This window comes from Algibacter pectinivorans (assembly GCF_900112595.1).
GTDB lineage: Bacteria > Bacteroidota > Bacteroidia > Flavobacteriales > Flavobacteriaceae > Algibacter_B > Algibacter_B pectinivorans.
In genome coordinates this window covers 477740-499649 of the sequence record NZ_FOMI01000001.1, presented here as the reverse complement: position 1 = coordinate 499649, position 21910 = coordinate 477740, and the positions used below count along the sequence as shown (strand labels likewise).

The 21910-nt window shown below is 34.6% G+C and carries 13 protein-coding genes; all 13 read left to right on the top strand.

Annotated elements, in window-relative coordinates:
• Positions 1-12: 12 nt before the first annotated feature.
• The 13 genes from BMY96_RS02325 to BMY96_RS02265 all read left to right on the top strand — a co-directional run bounded on the left by BMY96_RS02325 (position 13) and on the right by BMY96_RS02265 (position 21826).
• Positions 13-2736 carry a TonB-dependent receptor gene (locus BMY96_RS02325; RefSeq protein ID WP_092848544.1) on the top strand — a complete coding sequence of 908 codons (2724 nt, stop codon included), beginning with the start codon at positions 13-15 and terminating at the stop codon, positions 2734-2736.
• Between the two features lie 162 nt (positions 2737-2898).
• Complete coding sequence (locus tag BMY96_RS02320; protein ID WP_092848541.1) at positions 2899-3282, top strand: glutaredoxin family protein; 384 nt, start codon at positions 2899-2901, stop codon at positions 3280-3282.
• A gap of 14 nt (positions 3283-3296) precedes the next feature.
• Positions 3297-4628 (top strand): MFS transporter, encoded by a 1332-nt coding sequence (locus BMY96_RS02315; protein ID WP_092848539.1) that lies wholly within the window; start codon positions 3297-3299, stop codon positions 4626-4628.
• Between the two features lie 18 nt (positions 4629-4646).
• Positions 4647-5573 carry a carbohydrate kinase family protein gene (locus BMY96_RS02310; protein ID WP_092848537.1) on the top strand — a complete coding sequence of 309 codons (927 nt, stop codon included), beginning with the start codon at positions 4647-4649 and terminating at the stop codon, positions 5571-5573.
• Between the two features lie 11 nt (positions 5574-5584).
• Positions 5585-7318 carry an alpha-amylase family protein gene (locus BMY96_RS02305; RefSeq protein WP_092848534.1) on the top strand — a complete coding sequence of 578 codons (1734 nt, stop codon included), beginning with the start codon at positions 5585-5587 and terminating at the stop codon, positions 7316-7318.
• Between the two features lie 130 nt (positions 7319-7448).
• Positions 7449-8651, top strand: coding sequence for a sensor histidine kinase (locus BMY96_RS02300; protein WP_092848531.1), 1203 nt, complete (start codon positions 7449-7451; stop codon positions 8649-8651).
• 100 nt (positions 8652-8751) lie between these two features.
• The gene (locus tag BMY96_RS02295; protein ID WP_092848528.1) at positions 8752-11046 is read left to right on the top strand and encodes an NADP-dependent malic enzyme; all 2295 of its coding nucleotides are present in this window, start codon (positions 8752-8754) and stop codon (positions 11044-11046) included.
• Positions 11047-11177: 131 nt separating this feature from the next.
• Positions 11178-11759, top strand: a complete 582-nt coding sequence (ruvA, locus tag BMY96_RS02290; RefSeq protein ID WP_092848526.1) for a Holliday junction branch migration protein RuvA — start codon at positions 11178-11180, stop codon at positions 11757-11759.
• Positions 11760-11765: 6 nt separating this feature from the next.
• Positions 11766-19049, top strand: a complete 7284-nt coding sequence (sov, locus tag BMY96_RS02285; protein WP_092848523.1) for a T9SS outer membrane translocon Sov/SprA — start codon at positions 11766-11768, stop codon at positions 19047-19049.
• 245 nt (positions 19050-19294) lie between these two features.
• Entirely contained in the window at positions 19295-19675 is a 381-nt protein-coding gene (gene gcvH / locus BMY96_RS02280; RefSeq protein ID WP_092848521.1) for a glycine cleavage system protein GcvH, read from the top strand.
• The gene (locus BMY96_RS02275; RefSeq protein WP_175473496.1) at positions 19668-20045 is read left to right on the top strand and encodes a VanZ family protein; all 378 of its coding nucleotides are present in this window, start codon (positions 19668-19670) and stop codon (positions 20043-20045) included. Before gcvH ends, BMY96_RS02275 begins: the two co-directional genes overlap by 8 nt.
• Positions 20046-20108: 63 nt before the next feature.
• Positions 20109-20828: an energy transducer TonB gene (locus BMY96_RS02270; RefSeq protein WP_092848518.1), complete on the top strand. Its 720-nt coding sequence runs from the start codon at positions 20109-20111 to the stop codon at positions 20826-20828.
• A gap of 203 nt (positions 20829-21031) precedes the next feature.
• Entirely contained in the window at positions 21032-21826 is a 795-nt protein-coding gene (locus BMY96_RS02265) for an energy transducer TonB (RefSeq protein WP_092848515.1), read from the top strand.
• Positions 21827-21910 lie beyond the last annotated feature (84 nt).

Genomic DNA, 21910 nt, shown 5'->3' with positions numbered 1-21910 from the left:
AATTAGGACAAAATGAATTCAATTAAAAAAAATGGAGTTTTATTGATAATATTGCTGCTTTCGGTGGGTACTGCCGTAGCGCAATCAATAACAGGAAACGTGAAGGATAAAACAGGTATACCTTTACCAGGTGTTAATGTTATTGTAGATGGTACTACTAAAGGTGCTGTTACAGATTTTGATGGCAATTATGCTATTAGTAATCTGGAAAATGGTAAGTATACCTTATCTGCTACTTTTATTGGGTATGCTAAAACATCAAAAACTGTTACCATTGATGGAGGCGATCTTGTTGTCGATTTTACAATGGAAGAAGATGCGCAATCTTTAGACGAAATTATTGTAACTGGAGTTGTTAATCCTAAATCTAGACTAGAGTCTAGTATATCGGTATCTACAATGGGAGCCAAACTTATTGAGCAAGCTGCACCACGAAGTGCCGGAGAGCTTTTTAGAAACATTCCGGGTATACGTGCAGAGTCTTCTGGTGGTGAAGGTAACGCTAACTTTAATGTGCGTGGTGTACCAGTATCTTCTGGTGGATCAAGATATTTCCAAATTCAAGAAGATGGTTTACCACTAAATTTATTTGGAGATACCTCTTTTGGGAATGCCGATAACTTTTTAAGAATCGATTCTAATATTGGTAGAGTTGAAGCTATTAGAGGTGGTTCTGCATCTACGCAAACCTCTAACGGTCCAGCAGGTATTATTAACATGATAAGTAAAACAGGGTCTGAAGAAGGAGGTTCTATAGCAACAACTTTTGGTTTAGATTATCAAACTAGTAGATTAGATTTTGAGTATGGTACGCCGTTAGGAAATGGCTTAGAGTATCATATTGGTGGATTTATGAGAACTGGAGAAGGACCAAGAGAAATAGGTTACCAAGGTAATAAAGGGGGACAGTTTAAAGCAAACCTTACTAAACGTTTTGAAAGCGGTTACGTGCGTACCTATGTTAAATTTTTAAATGATAAATCTGTTATGTATATGCCAATGCCTATGCGTTTAGAGGGTAGTAATTCAGATCCTACGTATTCTAATTTACCTGGGTTTGATATTACTTCAGATGCATCACAGTCTGCATACTTACAACAAAGTGCTGGTACATCTCCTTTTTCTGGTGAAAGACATGTAAATGACGTTAGAAATGGTAATAACCCTATTTCTAAAGCGTTGGGTGCTGAGTTTTCTTTCGATTTAGGTGAAGGTTGGAAAGTAACAGGTAAAGGTAGATATTCAAATAATAGTGGACAATGGGTTGCACCATTTACCGCGGCTGTAGGTACGGTTGCTGAAATTGAAGCTATGTTAACGGCTGATAACGATGTAGATGATCCAGATAGATTAGATGAAGACGGAAATCCAGACCCTTATACAGGTAAAGCAGGTGTACAATCACATATAGGTGAGTTTGCTACAGCTGGAGATATACCATCATTGGTTTATTCAAATGGTGATAGAGAAGCTTTTAATCCTTCAAACGGATTAGCTCAAATTATACACATGTTCGATGTTTCAATTGAAGACTTAAGTAACTTTTTTGGAGATGTAAAAATAAGCAAGAAAGTTAGCGATAATGTTGGAATTACAGCAGGTTTATTCACAGCAACTCAAAACACTAAAATTGGATGGCAATGGAGTTCTTTCCTATCTGAAGTTAAAGGTGGTGGAGAAGCAAGATTAGCAGATTTTGATGGTGTTTCAAGAGGTGGCCAATTCTCTTACGGTACTCCAGTTTGGGGCAACTGTTGCCAACGTAAATATAACACAGTGCACAATGTGAATTCTCCTTATGTAGGTATTGATGCTGATATTAACGATAAATTAAACTTTGATGGTAGTGTGCGTTTTGAGAACGTTCGTGTAAACGGTAATATTCAGGGTGGTCCAACAAGTCAAGGTAACTTTGATTATGATGGAAATGGAACGATTGAAAGTATTGAAGAAACTGTGCCATTAATTATAGGTAATGCAGGTCAGCCAATTAATGATGATTATAACTTTGTGTCTTACTCATTAGGTCTTAACTATAAGTTGAATGATGGAGCAGCAGTATTTGGAAGATATAGTTCTGGTGCTTCTGGTAGAGCAGCTGATAGAAATAATTATGGAACAAATGGTTTAGCCGATGTTCAATATGACCAATTATCTCAACTTGAAGTTGGATTAAAGAAAAGACTTAACAACGGTACACTTAACTTAACAGGTTTTATGAGTAATACTGATGAAGGGTTAAGTAATGAGTTAAACAGATCGGTTGGAAATCCATTTAAAGCTTTAGGTTTAGAGGCAGAAACGGCTTTAGCTTTTGGCGAAAACTTTAACTTTAATGGGTCTTTTACTTGGACTAAAGCAGAGATTGATGGTGGTGCTAACAAAGGAAATACTCCAAGAAGACAAGCAGATTTAGTTTATAACCTATCACCGTCTTATAACTTTGGTGCTAATAGAGCCCATAGTGTTGCTTTAAGTGTATTAGGTACTTCAAAATCTTATGCCCAAGATGATAACGATTTAGTTATGCCTGCATACGCATACTTCAATTTAATAGGAAGAGCTGGTTTAACAAAAGGACTTTCTGTAGTATTAAGTGTAAACAACCTTTTTGATACAGTTGGTATTACAGAGGTTGAAGGAAATGGTGATGGTGCTTTTGGAAATGATCGTTTAGTAAGAGCTAGATCAATTAGTGGTCGTTCTTCAACATTATCATTACAATATAAATTTTAATAAAATAGTTTAGTTTGAGTTTGTAACTAAAAGAGTTGGGGTTTGTTTTAAGTTTCAACTCTTTTTATTTAAAGTTTAAATGCTGATAATTTATAATTAACGTTTAGATAGGTGTAATTATAAGATTGTCATCATTATTCAAATCAGAAAAAATATAAACAGATGAAAGCTCTTGTTTTTTCAATATTATTAATTATTACATCAGGAGAAGATTGCTTAGCTCAAAAAACAGAACCAGGTTTACAAGGTAGCTTAACAGCTAAAGAGAATTTAAAAACAATAATTGTGTACGGTAGTGATACCTGTCATTATTGTATAGATACTAAAGCTTACCTAAAAAATAAAAAGATAGACTTTACATATTACGATGTAGATGTAAACCTTTTAAAACAAAGAGAAATGGTTATTAAACTGCAAAAAGCAGGCATTTCACTGGATAATTTGTCTTTACCAATAGTAGATTTAAACGGTAAGCTAATTATGAATAATACCGATTTTAAAGATTTTCTTAAAAAACTAGACACCACAAAAAATAGACACCACTAAAAAACTAAACTATTATGATAATAAAAAAACCAAAGTTAAGTTTCTGGCAAATTTTAAATATGAATGTTGGGTTTTTCGGGATTCAATATAGTTTTGGTTTACAACAAAGTGCCGTAACACCAATTTACGATTTTTTAGGAGCAAGTCCAGATCAAATTCCAATTTTACATCTTGCTGGTCCAGTAACAGGGTTATTAGTACAACCTATTATTGGAGCATTAAGCGATAAAACATGGAGTCCAAAATTTGGAAGACGTAAGCCTTTTTTCTTAATAGGCGCCATATTATGTAGTTTAACGCTACTAGCGTTTCCGTTTAGTAGTTCGTTATGGATGGCAGCTGGTTTATTGTGGGTTTTAGATGCTGGTAATAACACCGCTATGGAGCCTTACCGAGCGCTTATAGCAGATAAGTTGGATGATGAGCAGCAGCCTTTAGGTTTTCAAATGCAAAGCTTTTTTACGGGCTTAGGGCAGGTTTTAGCTAATTTATCATTATTTATTTTTCCTTTAATATTTATAGGCATGACAGGTTCATTGCCAACCTGGGTTTATGCATCCTTTTTCTTAGGGGCGTTTTGTTCTATTGCTTCCATTTTATGGAGTATTAGTAAAACCAAAGAAATTCCACCAACCGAAGAGGAATTAGCAAAACTTAAAAGTGAAAAACGAAGTGTTTTAGGGCCTTTACTAGAAATATTTGGAGCCATTAAAGATATGCCAAAAGTAATGTGGCAATTAGCGTTGGTATATTTATTTCAATGGTATGCCTTGTTCTGTTATTGGCAAAACTCGTCAAAAAGTGTGGCGCTTTCAGTTTGGAATGCCACACCCGAAAATACCGAGGCGTATAGCGAGGCTGTAAGTTGGACCGGATTAGTTAACGGTTGGTATAATGTTGTTACCTTTTTAGTAGCATTTGCTTTGGTAGGGTTTGCTAAAAAATATAGTGCTAAAAAAGTACATGCGTTCTGTTTGCTTATCGCCGCAATAGGGTTTTTAGCCTTCCCTCATATTGAAAACAAAAACTTGTTGTTTTTCGCTATTACCGGTTTTGGTATTGGTTGGGCAAGTATGATGGGAATACCTTATTTAATGGTGGTTTCAGAAATACCAAAAGAACGTTATGGTGTCTATATGGGCATAATCAATATGATGATTGTTGTGCCAATGATTTTTCAAACATTAACATTTGGCTTTGTTTTAAAATATTTTTTAAATAATGATCCGCGTCAAGCCATCACATTTGCAGGAGTGCTTTTAATTATAAGCGCGATTTTAACCCTATTTATTAAATCTAAGAAGTTTAAAGGCGATAATACAACAGTAGCACCAGCGGTGCACTAAATTTTAATATTTATTTTTATGAAAAACATAGACATTCTATGTGTTGGCGAAGTACTTGTCGACTTTATTGGGCATCAAACAGAGGTTCTAATTAATAATACACGAGATTATCATAGATATTTAGGTGGTTCGCCAGCAAATGTCGCTATGAATTCGGCTAGACTAGGGTTAAACTCGGTAATGGTTGCAACTGTAGGTAATGATGGTTTTGGAGAGTATATTTTTAAAAGACTTAACGAAATAGGGGTTTCTACAGCGCATATTAGAATGATTGATACTCAGCCTACCAGTGTTATTTTTGTTTCTAGAACCGATGGTACTCCAGATTTTATACCATTTAGAGAGGCAGATTCTTGTATTACTGAAGACCAAATTTCAAAAGAAACGCTGGCTAATGCTAAGGTGTATCATACCACCTGTTTTGCTCTAAGTAAAAAACCAGCACAGTCTACCATTTTAAATAAAGCTAAAGAAGCTTTTAACTTGGGGTGTCAATTAAGTATAGATGTAAATTATGCCAAAAAACTTTGGAGTAGCCAAGAGGAAGCTTTTAATATAATTAAAGCATATTGCAAGTATAATCCTTTGGTAAAGGTTAGCGAAGATGATATGTCTAGACTTTTTGAAGAAGATTTACCACACGACAAAATATTTGAATTTTTCCATAACGAAGGGGTCGATACGGTTTGTTTAACATTAGGAAGTAAAGGGGTTAAACTATCACAAAAAGGAAAATCTGTTATTGAATTACCAGCCATAAAAATAGATGTAGTTATGGATGCTACGGGGGCAGGCGATGCTTTTTGGTCTGGCTTTTTATTTGCCCATATAAAGGAAAAGCCTGTTGAAGAATGCTTGCAAATTGCATTAAAATTAGCAGCCCTAAAACTTCAAAATGTAGGTAGACTACCCGATAACATTAATATTTTATCAGAACTTTTGTAAACTTAAAAACAATGTCGAAAGAAAATAAAATAACCAACGGCGTAATGCTTAATGCTTACCCAGATAGTATAGGTGTAAATTTAAAGGATACCATTACTATGCTGAAAATGCCAGAATTCAAGGATGTTTTCTCTTTGTTTTATGTGCTGCCAACATTTTTTAATAGCGATTTAGATAGAGGGTTTTCGGTAATTGATTATAACATTAATAAAGAGTTAGTTTCAGAAGAAGATTTAACAGATTTAGAAAACCTAAATATTCAATTAAAGTTTGATATAGTTTTAAATCATTTATCGGTAGCCTCACCTCAGTTTAAAGACTTATTAAAGCACGGTGAAAACTCTAAATACAAAGATTTTTTCATCAATTGGAATACCTTTTGGGAAGGCCACGGTGAAATGGGAGACGATGGTGTTATTGTGCCTAAAGAAGAATTTCTTAATAAATTATTTATGAGGAAATCTGGGTTGCCAATATTAAAAGTGCCTTTTCCAGATGGTACCGAAAAACCATATTGGAATACCTTTTATCAGCAAATTACATTTAACAAAATAGATGCAGAAGACTTACAAAATATTAAAGGCTTAAATCCACAGCAAGCCATTGCAATAGTTAAAAAAGTAAATGTTGCCATAGAAGAAAAGCAAGCGTTAGAGCACATAGATTTTGAAGATTGTATTACCTTTAAAAAGGAAATTATTCAGATTGTGCATCAAAAATGTTCGTACTTAGGGCAAATGGATGTTAATGCTAATTCACCGTTAGTTTGGGGGTTTTATGAGGAAACTTTAAAGAAAGTTAGCCATTTTGGTGGTAAAATTTTAAGGCTTGATGCTTTTGCATATTTACATAAAGAAATTGGTCAAACTAACTTTTTTAATAAACCGGGTACTTGGCAGCATTTAAAGGCTATTAAAGAAATAGCACAAAAAAATAATTTAATGGTATTGCCAGAAATCCATGCCGAATATGGCTTGCATTTACACGATGAGGTTGCTAGTGAAGGGTATTTTATTTACGATTTTTTCCTTCCAGGTTTAACCATTCATACCATTGAAACTGGCAGTAGTAAGGCGCTGCTTAAATGGGCTAACGAAATTCTTGAAAAAGGCTATAAAACCGTAAACATGCTTGGTTGTCATGATGGTATTCCTGTTTTAGATTTAAAAGGAAAAGCGGTTAATGGTGTTTATAATAAAGGCTTGCTTCAGGATGAAGAAATAGAAGCTGTTATGACCAAAATAATGGATCGTGGCGGGCGCGTAAAAAATCTTTATGGGCCATCTGGTAAAAAAATTTCGTACTATCAAGTTAATGCTACTTTTTTTAGTGCTTTAGGAGAAGATGAACAAAAGTTGTTGTTAGCTAGAGCTATACAAATATTTATGCCTGGTATTCCGCAAGTATGGTATTTAGATGTTTTTGCCGGTAAAAATGATTACAAAGGAGCCGATAAAGGCGGAAGCGGAGGCCATAAGGAAATTAACAGAACCACACTATCTATGCAAGAAATTATAGATGGTGTTAATAGGCCTGTTGTTAAAGGGCAACTTGAGCTTTTAAGGTTAAGAAATACATTAAGTGCTTTTTCGGGTACTATGAAGATTATTGAAACTTCAGATGCTAAAATCGATATTGTTTGGGTAAATGGAGAAGATGTTGCATCTCTTAATGCAGACCTTAAAAGTCATTCCTTTGAAATAAATTATACTGTGGGTGGAGAAAATATAGTATTAACGTTTTAAAGTGAAGTAGCTGTAAAAAGCTACTTTTTTAAATAAGTGATAGTGTAAATTACTGTAAAAAGTATAATTAATGCTATTACAGAAAATTTGTCGTGAATTTGTAGTATTTTGCAGTTGTAAACTTACAAGTATGATTGCTCCCAATGACCATGAAAATGAGGTAGATAGAATTGAAAACTTAAAATCGTATAATATTCTTGATACGCTACCTGAAAAGGATTACGATGATATTACACGTATTGCGGCAGAGATTTGTGGTATGCCTATAGCATTAATTAGCTTAATAGACGATAAACGGCAATGGTTTAAGTCGCACATTGGGTTAAGCACTACCCAAACACCAAAAGAATATGCTTTTTGCGCACATGCTATAAATGAATCGAATGAGCCGTTTATAATTCAAGATGCAAGAAAAGATGATCGTTTTCATGATAATCCTTTAGTTACCGGAGCTCCAAATGTGATTTTTTATGCAGGTGTGACCCTAAAGAGTCAAAATGGTTTGCCTTTAGGGACCTTATGCGTTATTGATAATAAACCAAATTTATTGAGTCAAAGTCAAATAAATTCACTTTCTGCTCTCTCAAATCAGGTTATGAATATACTAGAACTTCGGAAAAATAAATTTTTATTGGAAGACGCCTTAAAGAGCTTAGAAGAAAAAAACCAGGACTTAGAGCGCTTCGCGTATGTGGCAGCACACGATTTAAAATCTCCTTTAATTAATATTTCTAGCTTAGCTGAGTTATTCATTGAAGATAACAAAGAAATTATTGGTGATGAAAGTTTAGAAATGCTAAAACTAATTTTAAACTCATCTGATAATCTTCGAGGTTTAGTAGAAGGCTTGCTTGAGTATAGTAAAAGCGATACTATTATAAAAGAAAAAAAGACCTCAATTAACTTAGAGGATTTAATTCAACAAGTAGAAGGGCTTTTTAATTACGATCATAAAATAAAAATGAAGTTAAATACCTCATTGGTTGATGTTAAAGCTAATAAGACGGTGGTTAATCAAGTTTTAATTAATTTGGTTTCAAATGCTATAAAGTATAATGATAAAGATGAGGTTGCTATTGATATAACTGTTTCAGAGTCGAGTACACACTACCAGTTTTATGTAAAAGATAATGGGCCTGGTATAGCCTTGGCTAATCAAAAAAAGATATTTAAAATCTTCGAAAAACTTGTTAATTATGACAAATTTGGGCGTACAGGGCATGGAATAGGCTTAGCAACTGTAAAAAAGATAGTAGAAAAATCTGGAGGTACCGTTAAAGTAGACTCTCAATTAGGAGAAGGTGCTAAATTTAGTTTTACTATTAAAAAATAAGTAAAAGTAACCTGTAAAAAGTAGCATCATTTTTTTTAAAGAAAAGGTGTATGCTTTCAAAGGATTATTATCTTTGTTCGTTTAGTTAATAAACTACATTATGAGCGAAGAAAGTAAACGTAGAGAAGCCCTTATATATCACGCAAAACCAACACCTGGTAAAATTGCAGTGGTGCCAACCAAAAAATATGCAAGCCAAAGAGATCTGTCTTTAGCGTATTCACCTGGTGTCGCAGAACCTTGTTTAGAAATTGAAAAAGATAAAGAAAACGCTTATCGCTATACATCCAAAGGGAATTTAGTTGCTGTAATTTCTAACGGTACTGCCGTTTTAGGACTAGGTAATATTGGTGCTTTGGCAGGGAAACCTGTTATGGAGGGAAAAGGGTTGCTTTTCAAAATTTTTGCGGATATCGATGTTTTTGATATTGAAGTTGATACTGAAAATGTTGAAGAGTTTATTCAAACCGTTAAGAATATAGCACCTACTTTTGGTGGTATTAACTTAGAAGATATCAAAGCGCCTGAAGCTTTCGAGATTGAAAGACGTTTAAAGGAAGAGCTGGATATTCCGGTAATGCACGACGACCAGCATGGTACTGCCATAATTTCGGCGGCAGCCTTATTAAATGCTGTAGAATTATCAGAGAAAAAAATTGAAGACGTAAAAATAGTAATAAGCGGTGCTGGGGCTGCTGCTATTTCATGTTCTCGCTTATATCAAGCTTTTGGTGCCAAAGGTGAAAATATGGTAATGCTGGATAGTAAAGGTGTTATTAGAAAAGATAGAGGAAACTTATCTTCTCAAAAAGCAGAATTTGCTACCGATAGAAAAATAGATACACTAGATGAAGCTATGAAAGACGCCGATGTTTTTATTGGGCTTTCCATGGCGGACATTGTTACTCCCGAAATGTTATTAAGCATGGCCAAAAACCCTATTGTTTTTGCTATGGCTAATCCAAATCCTGAAATTAATTACGATTTAGCAATCGCTACCCGTAAGGATATCATAATGGCAACAGGAAGAAGTGATCATCCTAATCAAGTAAATAATGTTTTAGGTTTCCCGTTTATTTTTAGAGGAGCCTTAGATGTTCGCGCTACCGGAATAAACGAAGCCATGAAAATGGCAGCTGTTAAAGCCTTAGTTAAATTAGCTAAAGAGCCTGTGCCAGAGCAAGTAAATATTGCCTATGGCGAAACACGTTTAACCTTTGGCAAAAATTATATTATTCCAAAGCCGTTCGATCCGCGTTTAATTGCCGAAGTTCCTCCTGCTGTTGCAAAAGCCGCAATGGATAGTGGTATTGCTAAATACCCAATTACCGATTGGGTTAAGTATGAAGATACATTAAGAGAACGTTTAGGTTCCGATAATAAGTTAATTAGATTATTATTAAATCGTGCAAAACTAAATCCTAAGCGTGTAGTTTTTGCCGAAGCAGATCAATTAGATGTTTTAAAAGCTGCCCAAATAGTGCATGAAGATGGCGTAGCTATACCAATTCTTTTAGGTAGAAAAGAAACTATTGAAGACTTAATGAAAGAAATTGAGTTCGACGCAGATATTCCTATTATAGATCCTAAAACCGAAGAAGAAAACGAGCGTAAAAACAAATATGCCAAAGTGTACTGGGAGCAACGTAAACGCAGAGGTGTAACATATTATTCTGCACAGCGTTTAATGCGCGAGCGTAATTATTTTGCTGCTATGATGGTTAACGAAGGCGATGCAGATGCTGTTGTTTCTGGGTATTCTCGTAATTATCCTACCGTTTTAAAACCTATGTTAGAGCTTATTGGTCTTATGCCAGGAGTTAGTAGAGCAGCAACTACCAATTTAATGATGACTAAAAGAGGACCTTTATTTTTAAGTGATACCTCAATTAATATAGATCCAGATGCTAAGACATTGGCTAAAATTACTCAAATGACAGATAGGGTAATTAAAATGTTTGGATTAAACCCGGTATTGGCTATGGTGTCTTATTCAAACTTTGGGTCGTCTATAAGTGAAAAAGCATCAAAAGTAAGAGAGGCAGTTTCAATGTTACACAGAAATTATCCAGATATGATTGTTGATGGTGAATTACAAGCCGATTTTGCATTAAACGACGAGATGCTTCAAGATCGTTTTCCATTTTCTAAACTTGCTGGTAAAAAGGTAAATGCGCTTGTTTTTCCAAATTTAGATTCAGCAAATATTACCTATAAGTTACTTAAAGAATTATATGAAGCAGATTCTATAGGGCCAATTATGATGGGTATGCGTAAGCCAGTACATATATTGCAATTAGGTGCTAGTGTTGATGAAATTGTAAATATGACTGCTATTGCCGTTATTGATGCTCAAAACAAGGAAAAGTGGGAAAAAGAAAACCCGACCCTGTAAGAATTATAAGGAATAAAGCTGAAAGCAAATTAAAAACAAGCTAATTTATTGCTGTAATGTCGATTAGTAAATAGGATATAAATTAAATGTTAATAATTTTATTACATTTGAGGGTTAACGATTAATACTTTATGATAACACATATTCAAGGAAAGCTTACCGAAAAAAATCCAACTCATGTTGTTATTGATTGTAATGGCGTTGGATATATGCTTAATATATCTTTACATACGTTTTCTCAAATTCCAAATAACGAATTTTTAAAACTATATACCCATTTACAGGTTAAAGAGGATTCTCATACATTATATGGGTTTTCTTCTATTGGCGAGCGCGAAATTTTTAGATTATTAATTTCTGTTAGTGGTATTGGAGCTAGTATTGCTCGTACTATGTTATCGTCATTAACTCCAAAACAAGTAAGAGAAGGTATTGCTAGTGGAGATGTAGCATTAATTCAATCTGTAAAAGGAATTGGTGCTAAAACTGCGCAACGTGTTATTTTAGATTTAAAAGACAAAATCTTAAAGATTTACGACATAGACGATGTTTCTATGCCTCAAGGCAATACCAACAAAGATGAAGCGTTATCTGCTTTAGAAGTGCTTGGATTTGTTAAAAAACAGGCAGAACGTGTTGTAGATAAAATAATGATAGGACACCCAGATGCCGATTTAGAAACTATTATAAAGCAGGCCTTAAAAAATTTATAATATATTTTGAACCAAACTAACTATAAACTTTCTAAACAAACATTCCTATTAGTATTCCTGTTTTGTTACTCTTTTGTGGCTTGGTCTCAACAGCCAACACAGGATACTATACAAACCGGATTTAGTTTAGGTAAAATAAAAGTACCAAATCCTACTAGTGTGGAGTCCAGGTATACCTACGATCCCATAACAGATAGGTATATTTATACCGAAAAAATAGGTAGCTTTAATATTAACTACCCTGTTATCCTTACGCCAAAAGAGTATTATGCCTTAGTGGCTAAGGAAAATTTACGAAGCTATTACAAAGAAAAAATTGATGCTTTTGAAGGTAAAAAGGAAGGTTCAGAAGAGACTCAAAAAAACTTACTGCCCGAATTTTATGTAAAATCAGATTTTTTTACCAGTATTTTTGGAAGTGATGTTATCGAGGTTATTCCGCAAGGATCGGTAGAAATGGATTTAGGTGTCCTTTTTTCAAAACAAGATAACCCATCGTTTTCACCACGAAACAGAAGTAATTTTACTTTCGATTTCGACCAGCGTATTAGTTTAAGTTTATTAGGTAAAGTGGGTACAAGGCTTCAGGTTAATGCTAATTACGATACACAATCTACCTTCGATTTTCAACAACTTATAAAATTAGAATACACTCCAACCGAAGATGATATTCTTCAAAAAATTGAAGTGGGTAATGTAAGTATGCCTTTAAATAGTTCTTTAATTACAGGAGCACAAAGTTTATTTGGTGTAAAGGCGCAATTACAATTCGGAAAAACTACGGTAACAGGTGTGTTTTCCGAACAAAAATCGCAAGCCAATACCGTGGTAGCTCAAGGTGGAGGAACCCTAGAAGATTTCGAGTTTTTTATTAGAGAATACGATGAAAATAGACACTTCTTTTTAGCACAATACTTTAGAGATACTTATGATGCTGCTTTGGCAAACTATCCCTTTATAAACAATAAAGGTTTACAAATTACAAGATTGGAAGTATGGGTGACTAACAGAAGTAATAGAACAGAAAATGTTAGAAATATTGTAGCACTTCAAGATATTGGAGAGAGCGATAAAACCTATTCTCAAACCGTACCAGTATCGGCAGCTCCTGGGGCTTTTCCAGATAATGGAAATAACGGATTTAATCCCTTAACAATTACAACAGGTGGTTCAGTTTTAACACAACAAATTAGAGATATATCGACAGCCGATCAAGGTTTTGGTGCTTTAAATAACGAAGTAAACGAAGGTAGCGATTACGCCAAACTTGAAAATGCTAGAAAATTAATAAGTGGTCAAGAGTATACATTAAATACAGAGTTAGGATATATATCATTAAGCCAAAGACTTAGTAATGATGAGGTTTTAGCCGTTGCCTATCAATATACCGTTGGTGGTAAGGTTTATCAAGTAGGTGAATTTGCTAACGATGGTTTGGAGGCTACAGAAGTGGAAACCAATGCTGATAACCAGGTAACTTCGGTAGTAAATACCGCCTTGGTTTTAAAAATGTTAAAAAGTAGCATTACTAATGTTAATCAGCCTATCTGGGATTTAATGATGAAAAACATCTACGACACCGGTGCTTACAACTTGAGTGAAGATGATTTTACATTAAACATTTTTTATAACGAAGCTTCTCCGCTTAACTTTATTACGCCTGTTGGTGCTAGTTTCGAGTTAGATATTAACGGAAACCCTGTTACTACAAATACACCAAGTGATGATTTAATTGAAAACTCACCATTACTAAGGGTTTTCAACTTAGATAAATTAAACTTTAATAACGATCCGCAATCTCGAGGCGATGGTTTTTTCGATTTTGTATCGGGCATCACGGTTATTCCTCAAAACGGAAAAATTGTGTTTACAAGTGCTGAGCCTTTTGGAGAATATTTATATAATGTTTTAGGTGGTGGTAGCAATTACGACGATGAAGATAATGGGGGGTTTAATGAGGATCAGAAAAAATACGTGTACGATGTGCTTTATAAAAGCACAAAAACAGCTGCTCTAGAGGAGGTAGAGAAAAATAAATTCAAATTAAAAGGGCGCTATAAATCTTCTGGTGGAGGCGATGGTATTCCTATAGGAGCTTTTAATGTTCCTAGAGGATCTGTGCGTGTAACTGCCGGTGGGCGTGTATTGGTTGAAGGTATCGACTATACCGTAAATTATCAATTAGGAAGGGTTCAAATTTTAGATGCATCTTTAGAAGCTTCAAATACACCAATTCAAGTATCAACCGAAAATAATGCCGTATTCGGGCAACAAACAAAACGCTTTACGGGAATAAATGTTGAACATAAATTCAACGAAAACTTTCTTTTAGGGGCTACCTTATTAAACTTAAACGAACGACCAATAACCCAGAAAGCCAATTACGGGTCAGAATCTATAAACAATACTATTTTTGGTTTAAACGGAAACTTTTCTACCAAAGTACCATTCTTAACGCGTTTGGCTAACAAATTGCCAAATATCGATACCGATGTGGAGTCTAACTTATCCCTTCGTGGCGAGTTTGCCTATTTAGCTCCAGGCGCACCAAAAGGAACAGATTTAGAGGGCGAAGCCACATCGTATATAGACGATTTTGAAGGCTCGCAAAACAGCATCGATTTAACCTCGCAGCAATCTTGGTTTTTATCGAGTAGACCTTTAGATATTGATGGCGACGGAGAATATGGCGAACTTGAAGATCAAGCAGGTATTCAAAATGGATATAATAGAGCCTTATTAAACTGGTATACTATCGACCCCATATTCTATAGCTCGCGACGACCAGATGAAATTTCAGATGAAGATGTTTCTGGTCTGTATACAAGTCGTGTATTTATAAACGAACTATTTCCTAATCAAGATTTGGTTCAAGGTCAAAACTCTGTAATTTTTACTTTAGATTTAGCCTACTATCCAGAAGAACGGGGGCCATATAATTTTCAGACTACCAATCTTAATAATGAAACGCTTACTAATCCTCAAGACTCTTGGGCGGGTATTACAAGATCATTATCATCTACCGATTTTGAGCAACAAAATGTAGAATATATCGATTTCTGGCTACAAGATCCGTTTCAAGATAATCCATCAAATCCGGGAGGTAAATTGGTGTTTAACCTAGGTAATATTTCAGAAGATATTATTAAAGATGGAAAAAAACTATATGAAAACGGATTACCTAAAGATGGCGATATTAGTTTATTAAACGAAACATCTTGGGGTACAGTTGTGCCTCAAAACCAATCCTTAATTTATACGTTTGATAGTACGGGAGAAGAACGAACCAATCAAGATGTTGGGTACGATGGATATAATGACGCCGAAGAAATAGCGGTATTTGGAAGCCAATTTGGAGAGGACCCTTCAAAAGATAACTATGCGTATTTTTTAAATACTAGTGGCGATATTTTTGAGCGTTATAAAAAGTATAATGGCGTTGAGGGTAACACGCCTGATACGTTTTCGGATACAGATAGGGCTGCTAACACCCAACCAGATGTAGAGGATATAAATCGTGATAACACCATGAACACGATTGATAGTTATTACGAATACGAATTAGATCTTAATCGAACTAATTTACCTCAAAGTCAAGCCGATTTCGATAATATTCCTAATGGAAATCCTTTAAAGGAATTTTTAAGAGATTTTAAAGATCAGCCACGTACGCTACCAAATGGCGAATCGGTTAATGTAAGATGGTATCAGTTTAGAATTCCTGTAGAAGGTAGTCATGTTAAAGCTGTAGGTGGAATAAGCGATTTACGTTCGGTAAGGTTTGCTAGAATTTACCTTAAAGAATTTCAACAGGCAACAGTGTTTCGATTTGGTACTTTAGATTTGGTAAGAAGTGATTGGAGACGTTACACGCAGGCTCTAGATTTAAACGATACTACACCAGAGGATGAGCAAACAGATTTCTCGGTTAGTGTTATTGGAACTATAGAAAACGAAGGTAGCTACCAACGCCCTCCAGGAATTGAGCCAGAGGAGTTGTTTAATAATAACACGGTAGTAAGCCAAAATGAGCAGTCTTTAGTTGTTAAGGTTTGTAATTTAGAAGCAGAAGATGCTAAGGCGGTATATAAAAATATCAATCTAGATATGCGTCAATACAAACGTATGCGTATGTTTATGCATGCTGAAGATGGCGAGTCGGGAACAGGAGATTTAGCCGATAACGAATTGGTTGGTTTTATTCGAATGGGTAACGATTTAACCGAGAATTATTATCAAATAGAAGTACCTCTAGAAGTATCTACATCTACAACTAGAGATGGTTTATGGCCAACAAACAACGAAATTAATTTACCAATAGATATTTTAGGGAAAGTTAAAGCAGAATCCTTTGTAGATGCAGCACCAACAAATGGAGAGGCTAGATTTTACGATGTAATTAATAACGAAATATCTAGAGTTGCCGAGGGTGGTACCTATGTAGGATACATTCCTGGTCAACATCGTGTCGCTATAAAAGGTAATCCTAACTTTGGAGATATAAGAACACTTATGGTTGGTGTTAAAAACGCAACATCAAGTGACGATGTTTGTGCTGAGGTTTGGTTTAACGAGTTGCGCTTATCCGATTTAGATAACGAAGGTGGTTGGGCAGCCGTAGTTAGTATGGATACTAATATTGCCGATTTTGCAAGCATTAGCGCCACAGGTAGTCAAAGTACATCTGGTTTTGGTTCGTTAGAGCAAGGTCCGAGTCAGCGTAGTTTAGAGGATGTTAAACAATACGATGTGGTTACCAATATTAATGTAGGTCAATTGCTTCCAAAAAAATGGGGTATTCAAGTGCCTTTTAATTATTCGCAAAGCGAAGAGTTAGTAACACCAAAATACGATCAGTTTTATGAGGATATCACTCTAGAATCTCGAATAGATGCTGCAGAAACCGAACAAGAAAAAGAAACCATAAGACAGCAGTCTGAAGATTACACAAAACGCCAAAGTATTAATTTTATAGGAGTAAGAAAAACGAGAACTACAGATAAGAAACCGCGTTTTTACGATGTAGAAAATGTAACGTTAAACTATTCCTATAACAAAGTACAGCACAGAGATTTCGAAATAGAGAACTCGGTTAGTAAAACGTTACGTGTTGGTGCTAATTATGCGCACAACTTTAACCCTATAACTATAGAGCCTTTCAAGAAAAACGATTCGCTTTTTACGGGTAAATACTGGAAAATATTAAAGGAGTTTAATTTTAATTTACTGCCAACAAGTTTTACTATTAATACCGATATTAATAGACAGTTTAATCGTCAAAAGTTTAGAGAAATAGATTTAACTGCAGATAGTGGTAACATTGGTATTGAAGAGTTATTTAGAAGAAATTATACATTCGATTTTCAATACGCCATCAATTACAATTTAACCAAATCGTTACAATTTAACTTTACGGCTGCTAATAATAATATTGTTAGAAATTATTTTAAAGACAACGATTTAATTGCAGGCGAGCAAGATGATGAATTAGATGTTTGGGATGGTTTAATGGATATTGGAGACCCTAACAGACAAACACAAAATTTAGGGGTTACTTACCAATTACCACTTAATAAATTACCAATGTTTAGCTTTCTAGATGCTACGTATCAATACACGGGTAGTTTTCAATGGCAAAAAGGATCTGATTTATTTGGTAGTTTAGAAGTTGATGGTGTGACTTACGATTTAGGAAACACCATACAAAACTCGAACGTTCATAATATCAATACCTCGTTAGATATGAATCGTTTTTACAAGTATATAGGGTTGGTTAAAAAACCAATTAGACGTGTAAGAACTCGAACAACTCCAGGTGGTGCACCTCCGGGAGGCGATGCGAAGGATACTAAAAAGAAGACCTCTAGAGTTAAAAACCAAAGCATGACCAAATTGTTAAATGCTGGTGTAGATATTTTAACAAGTGTAAAAAGAATTCAAGTTAACTACTCAGAGAATAATGGTATGTATTTACCAGGATATTTAAACACTCCAGGATTTGTAGGGACGTTAAAACCAACAGTTGGTTTTACATTTGGTAGCCAAAGCGATGTTAGGTATTTAGCTGCAAGACGTGGTTGGTTAACAACCTTCGATGAGTTTAACCAACAGTTTACATCTACAAATACCAAACAATTAGATATTTCGGCAAGTTTACAGCCTGTTAAAGATTTAAAAATTGATATTGTAGGTAATAGAGCGTATTACGAAAATTTTACAGAGAACTACAGAGTTGATAATGGTATATACAACCCATTAACACCAAATACCTTTGGTAACTTTAATATATCGACGGTTTTAATTAAAACAGCCTTTAGCCAAAGTGATGAAGTACGATCGGATGCTTTTGATGATTTTAGAGCAAACAGATTAAAAGTTGCAGAGCGACTAGCCGAAGAGTTTTATGGCACAACCACTTACGAAAGAGACCCAGAAACTAACTTTCCTTTAGGTTTTGGTAAAAATAACCAGAAAGTATTGTTGCCAGCCTTTTTAGCAGCGTATTCGGGTCAAGACGCTAATAAGGTGCAAACAGGAGCTTTTAGAGATATTCCAATTCCTAACTGGGATTTAAAATATACAGGTTTCATGAAGTTTGGTTGGTTTAAAAAGCGCTTTAAACGTTTTTCTTTAACGCATGGTTACCGTTCGGCTTACACTATAAATCAGTTTAGCACCAATTTAAATATAGATCCAAACGGGGTAGGTAATGAGGCACCACCAACACCAGGTGTTGCTTATGTAGATCAATCGGATGCATCAAAAGATCAATCTGGTAATTTTAAAAACGAAAGACTGTTTAGCAATATTAACTTAACAGAATTGTTTAGTCCGTTGGTTAGAATTGATATGGAAATGAATAATTCGGTTAGGGTACAAGCCGAAATTAAAAAGGATAGAATGTTGTCTTTAAGTTTTGATAATAACCTGTTAACCGAGGTGCAAGGCAACGAGTACATTTTTGGTTTAGGGTATAGAATTAAAGATTTACGTATTAGATCGAAATTAGCAGGACCAAAAAAGCGTATTGTTAGCGATTTAAATATGAAAGCAGATATTTCGGTTAGAGATAATAAAACCATAATTAGATATTTAGATTTAGAAAACAATCAAATTACATCGGGTCAAACTATTTGGGGCTTAAAATACTCGGCAGATTATGCCTTTAGTAAAAACCTAACTGGTATTTTCTATTTTGATTATACGTTCTCTGATTATGCTATATCTACTGCCTTCCCGCAAACCACTATTCGATCTGGGTTTACAGTACGTTATAACTTTGGGAATTAATTAGGGTATACCAACTAACACAAAAGTCTTTTTGTTTAGTATTAGTTACTATATTTAAGGTTTTCCCCGCGCTAGGGATAGTAAAGGAAAGCCCACAGCCCGACGAAGGAGGTGCGAGGACTTGTATTGGATAGCCCGACCCTAGTGGTAGCGCCCAAAAAATAAGTTTGTTAATTACCATTTTGAGGTTTGAAAAGTGATTGCGAATAAATACATTTGTTAAATAAATATAATAAAATTATAAAATGAATATTCCTGCTGATTTAAAATACACGAAAGACCACGAATGGGTTAAGTTAGATGGCGACGTTGCTACCATTGGAATTACCGATTTTGCACAAAGTGAATTAGGTGATATTGTTTATGTTGAGGTGGAAACTGTTGATGAAACTTTAGAGGCCGATGAGGTTTTTGGAACTGTTGAAGCCGTAAAAACCGTTTCTGATTTATTTTTACCATTAACTGGTGAGATTATTGAGTTTAATGAAGGTTTAGAGGATGAGCCAGAAGTGGTAAACTCGGATCCTTATGGAGCAGGTTGGATGATAAAATTAAAATGTTCAGATTTATCGCAAGCAGAAGGATTATTATCTGCCGATGATTATAAAGCCTTAATTGGTGCTTAAAAAAGCAACTTTTATTATAGCCTTAGTATATGCCCTGGCATTAGCAGTAGTAAGCTTAATTAATTTAGATGGTCGCCTTCCAGATTTAGAAATATCCTTTGGCGATAAAATATTTCACTTTTTAGCTTACGCCCTTTTTGCCGTTTTATGGTATTTTGCTTGGTGTTTTACCTTTAATTTTAAAAAAAAGAAGGCTTTAATTTATGCTTTTATTTTCGCTGTATTATTTGGCATAATTATGGAAGTTTTACAAGGAACATTTACAGCCTCAAGAGCCTTAGATGTTTACGATGCCTTAGCTAATACTTTAGGAGCCTTAATTGCGGCATCCGTATTGTGGTTTAAAAACCAATTACATATTAAAAACTAATAAAGGCTTGCTTTTTTGATAAATAAATAGTTATTTTAGCAATCTTGATAAACGATTTAAATTATGGAACCTAAAAAAAATCCCCAAGCAAATGTTGGACGTAACAGTTCACTTTACTTCGCAATTGGATTAGCGTTAATGTTGTTCTTAACAAATTACGCAATCAATTACAAAACTTATGATAAAGTTGAAATAGATATAGGACAATTAGATCTTGAAGAAATTGAGGACGAAGAAATCCCAATTACTGAGCAATTACAAACGCCTCCACCACCTCCACCACCACCTGCAGCGCCAGAAGTGATCGAGATTGTTGAAGATGAAGTTGAAATTGAAGAAACAGTAATCGAGTCTACAGAGGTTGATCAAGAAACAGAAATTGTTGAGGTTGAAGAAGTAGAAGTTGTTGAGGTTGAAGAAGATATTGATGTACCATTTTCAGTTATTGAAAACGTACCAGTTTTCCCAGGATGCGAAAAAGGAAGCAATACTCAAAAGAGAGATTGTATGTCTAAAAAAATATCTCAGTTTGTTAACAAAAAGTTTAACACAGAGTTAGCTAGCGACTTAGGTTTATCTGGAAGACAACGTATAAACGTTATCTTTAAAATTGACAAAACAGGTACAGTTACAGGTATTCGTGCAAGAGCACCACACCCAGGTTTAGAGAAGGAAGCAAAAAGAGTAATTGGATTGCTACCACAAATGAAACCAGGAAAACAACGTGGTAAGCCGGTAAACGTTCCATATTCGTTACCAATTATTTTCCAAGTACAAGATTAAGAAAGCATAAGTTTTACTTATATATTAAAAACCTCGAAGTTAGCTTCGAGGTTTTTTTGTTTATAGAGCTTTTAAAAACAGTGACTTCTTTTAACTCATTATTATTTTAATATAAAATCCCGTTACAAAACTGTAACGGGATTTCTTTTTGGTATGCTTATTGTGACTTTAGCATAATATTAACATTTTAAATTCTAATTATTATGAGTAATCAAAAGAAAACTCACGATCTCATTCGGCAAAATGAGAAAATCGTGGAAAAATCACAAAAGCATGATGCAAATTTACAAAAAAACTCAACCCTTTATTTTCAAATAGGGTTAATTGTATGTTTACTAATTTCCTTTGGGTTGTTAGAAATGAAATTCGAGACTACTGCACCACCAGTAGTAAAGTTAATGCCTCCGGATATTCCAGAGGAAATTTCAATTAACAATATTAAAGTTGAAGAATTGCTTAAGCCCGAGGTAAAACCCCAGCCCAAAAAGAAAGTTGCTTTTATAAATAAAATAAAAGAGATTGACGATGATGTTACTTTAGAAGAAGTACTAGAGCTCGTTACCGAAGAGCAGAAACCCGTAACCCCAGTAGTAGATCCTGGAGCGGTTGTGGTTGATGAAAACCCGGGAGATGAGGAACCTGTTTCTATTGTGTTTGTCCAGAAAGTACCAATCTATCCAGGTTGCGAAACATCTAAAAACAATACCGAACGTAAAAAGTGTATGTCCGATAAAATAGGAAAGCTTATTCAACGAAAATTTGATGGTGGCGATATCGCTGCGCAATACGGTTTGGAAGGGAAACAAAAAATAGATGTGCAGTTTACCATAGATAAAACGGGTAAAGTAACCAATGTTAAAACTCGAGCAGATCATGATAAATTAAAAGAGGAAGCTGCAAGGGTCATTAATTTTATACCAGAAATGATTCCTGGTAAACAGAATAATAAAAATATTGGGGTTATTTACGCACTACCTATAGTATTCTATGTACAATAAGTAATACTTAATTATAATGTCATGCTTTAAAAACCGTTGTTACTTATGTAATAGCGGTTTTGTTTTAATACTAATTTGTACCTA

Excerpts from the sequence above, each read along its gene's own strand:
- BMY96_RS02320 (WP_092848541.1), top strand. The coding sequence starts at position 2,899 with ATGAAAGCTCTTGTTTTTTCAATATTATTAATTATTACATCAGGAGAA.
- BMY96_RS02325 (WP_092848544.1), top strand. The coding sequence starts at position 13 with ATGAATTCAATTAAAAAAAATGGAGTTTTATTGATAATATTGCTGCTT.
- gcvH (WP_092848521.1), top strand. The coding sequence starts at position 19,295 with ATGAATATTCCTGCTGATTTAAAATACACGAAAGACCACGAATGGGTT.
- BMY96_RS02315 (WP_092848539.1), top strand. The coding sequence starts at position 3,297 with ATGATAATAAAAAAACCAAAGTTAAGTTTCTGGCAAATTTTAAATATG.
- ruvA (WP_092848526.1), top strand. The coding sequence starts at position 11,178 with ATGATAACACATATTCAAGGAAAGCTTACCGAAAAAAATCCAACTCAT.
- BMY96_RS02305 (WP_092848534.1), top strand. The coding sequence starts at position 5,585 with ATGTCGAAAGAAAATAAAATAACCAACGGCGTAATGCTTAATGCTTAC.
- BMY96_RS02295 (WP_092848528.1), top strand. The coding sequence starts at position 8,752 with ATGAGCGAAGAAAGTAAACGTAGAGAAGCCCTTATATATCACGCAAAA.
- BMY96_RS02270 (WP_092848518.1), top strand. The coding sequence starts at position 20,109 with ATGGAACCTAAAAAAAATCCCCAAGCAAATGTTGGACGTAACAGTTCA.
- BMY96_RS02310 (WP_092848537.1), top strand. The coding sequence starts at position 4,647 with ATGAAAAACATAGACATTCTATGTGTTGGCGAAGTACTTGTCGACTTT.
- BMY96_RS02265 (WP_092848515.1), top strand. The coding sequence starts at position 21,032 with ATGAGTAATCAAAAGAAAACTCACGATCTCATTCGGCAAAATGAGAAA.
- BMY96_RS02300 (WP_092848531.1), top strand. The coding sequence starts at position 7,449 with ATGATTGCTCCCAATGACCATGAAAATGAGGTAGATAGAATTGAAAAC.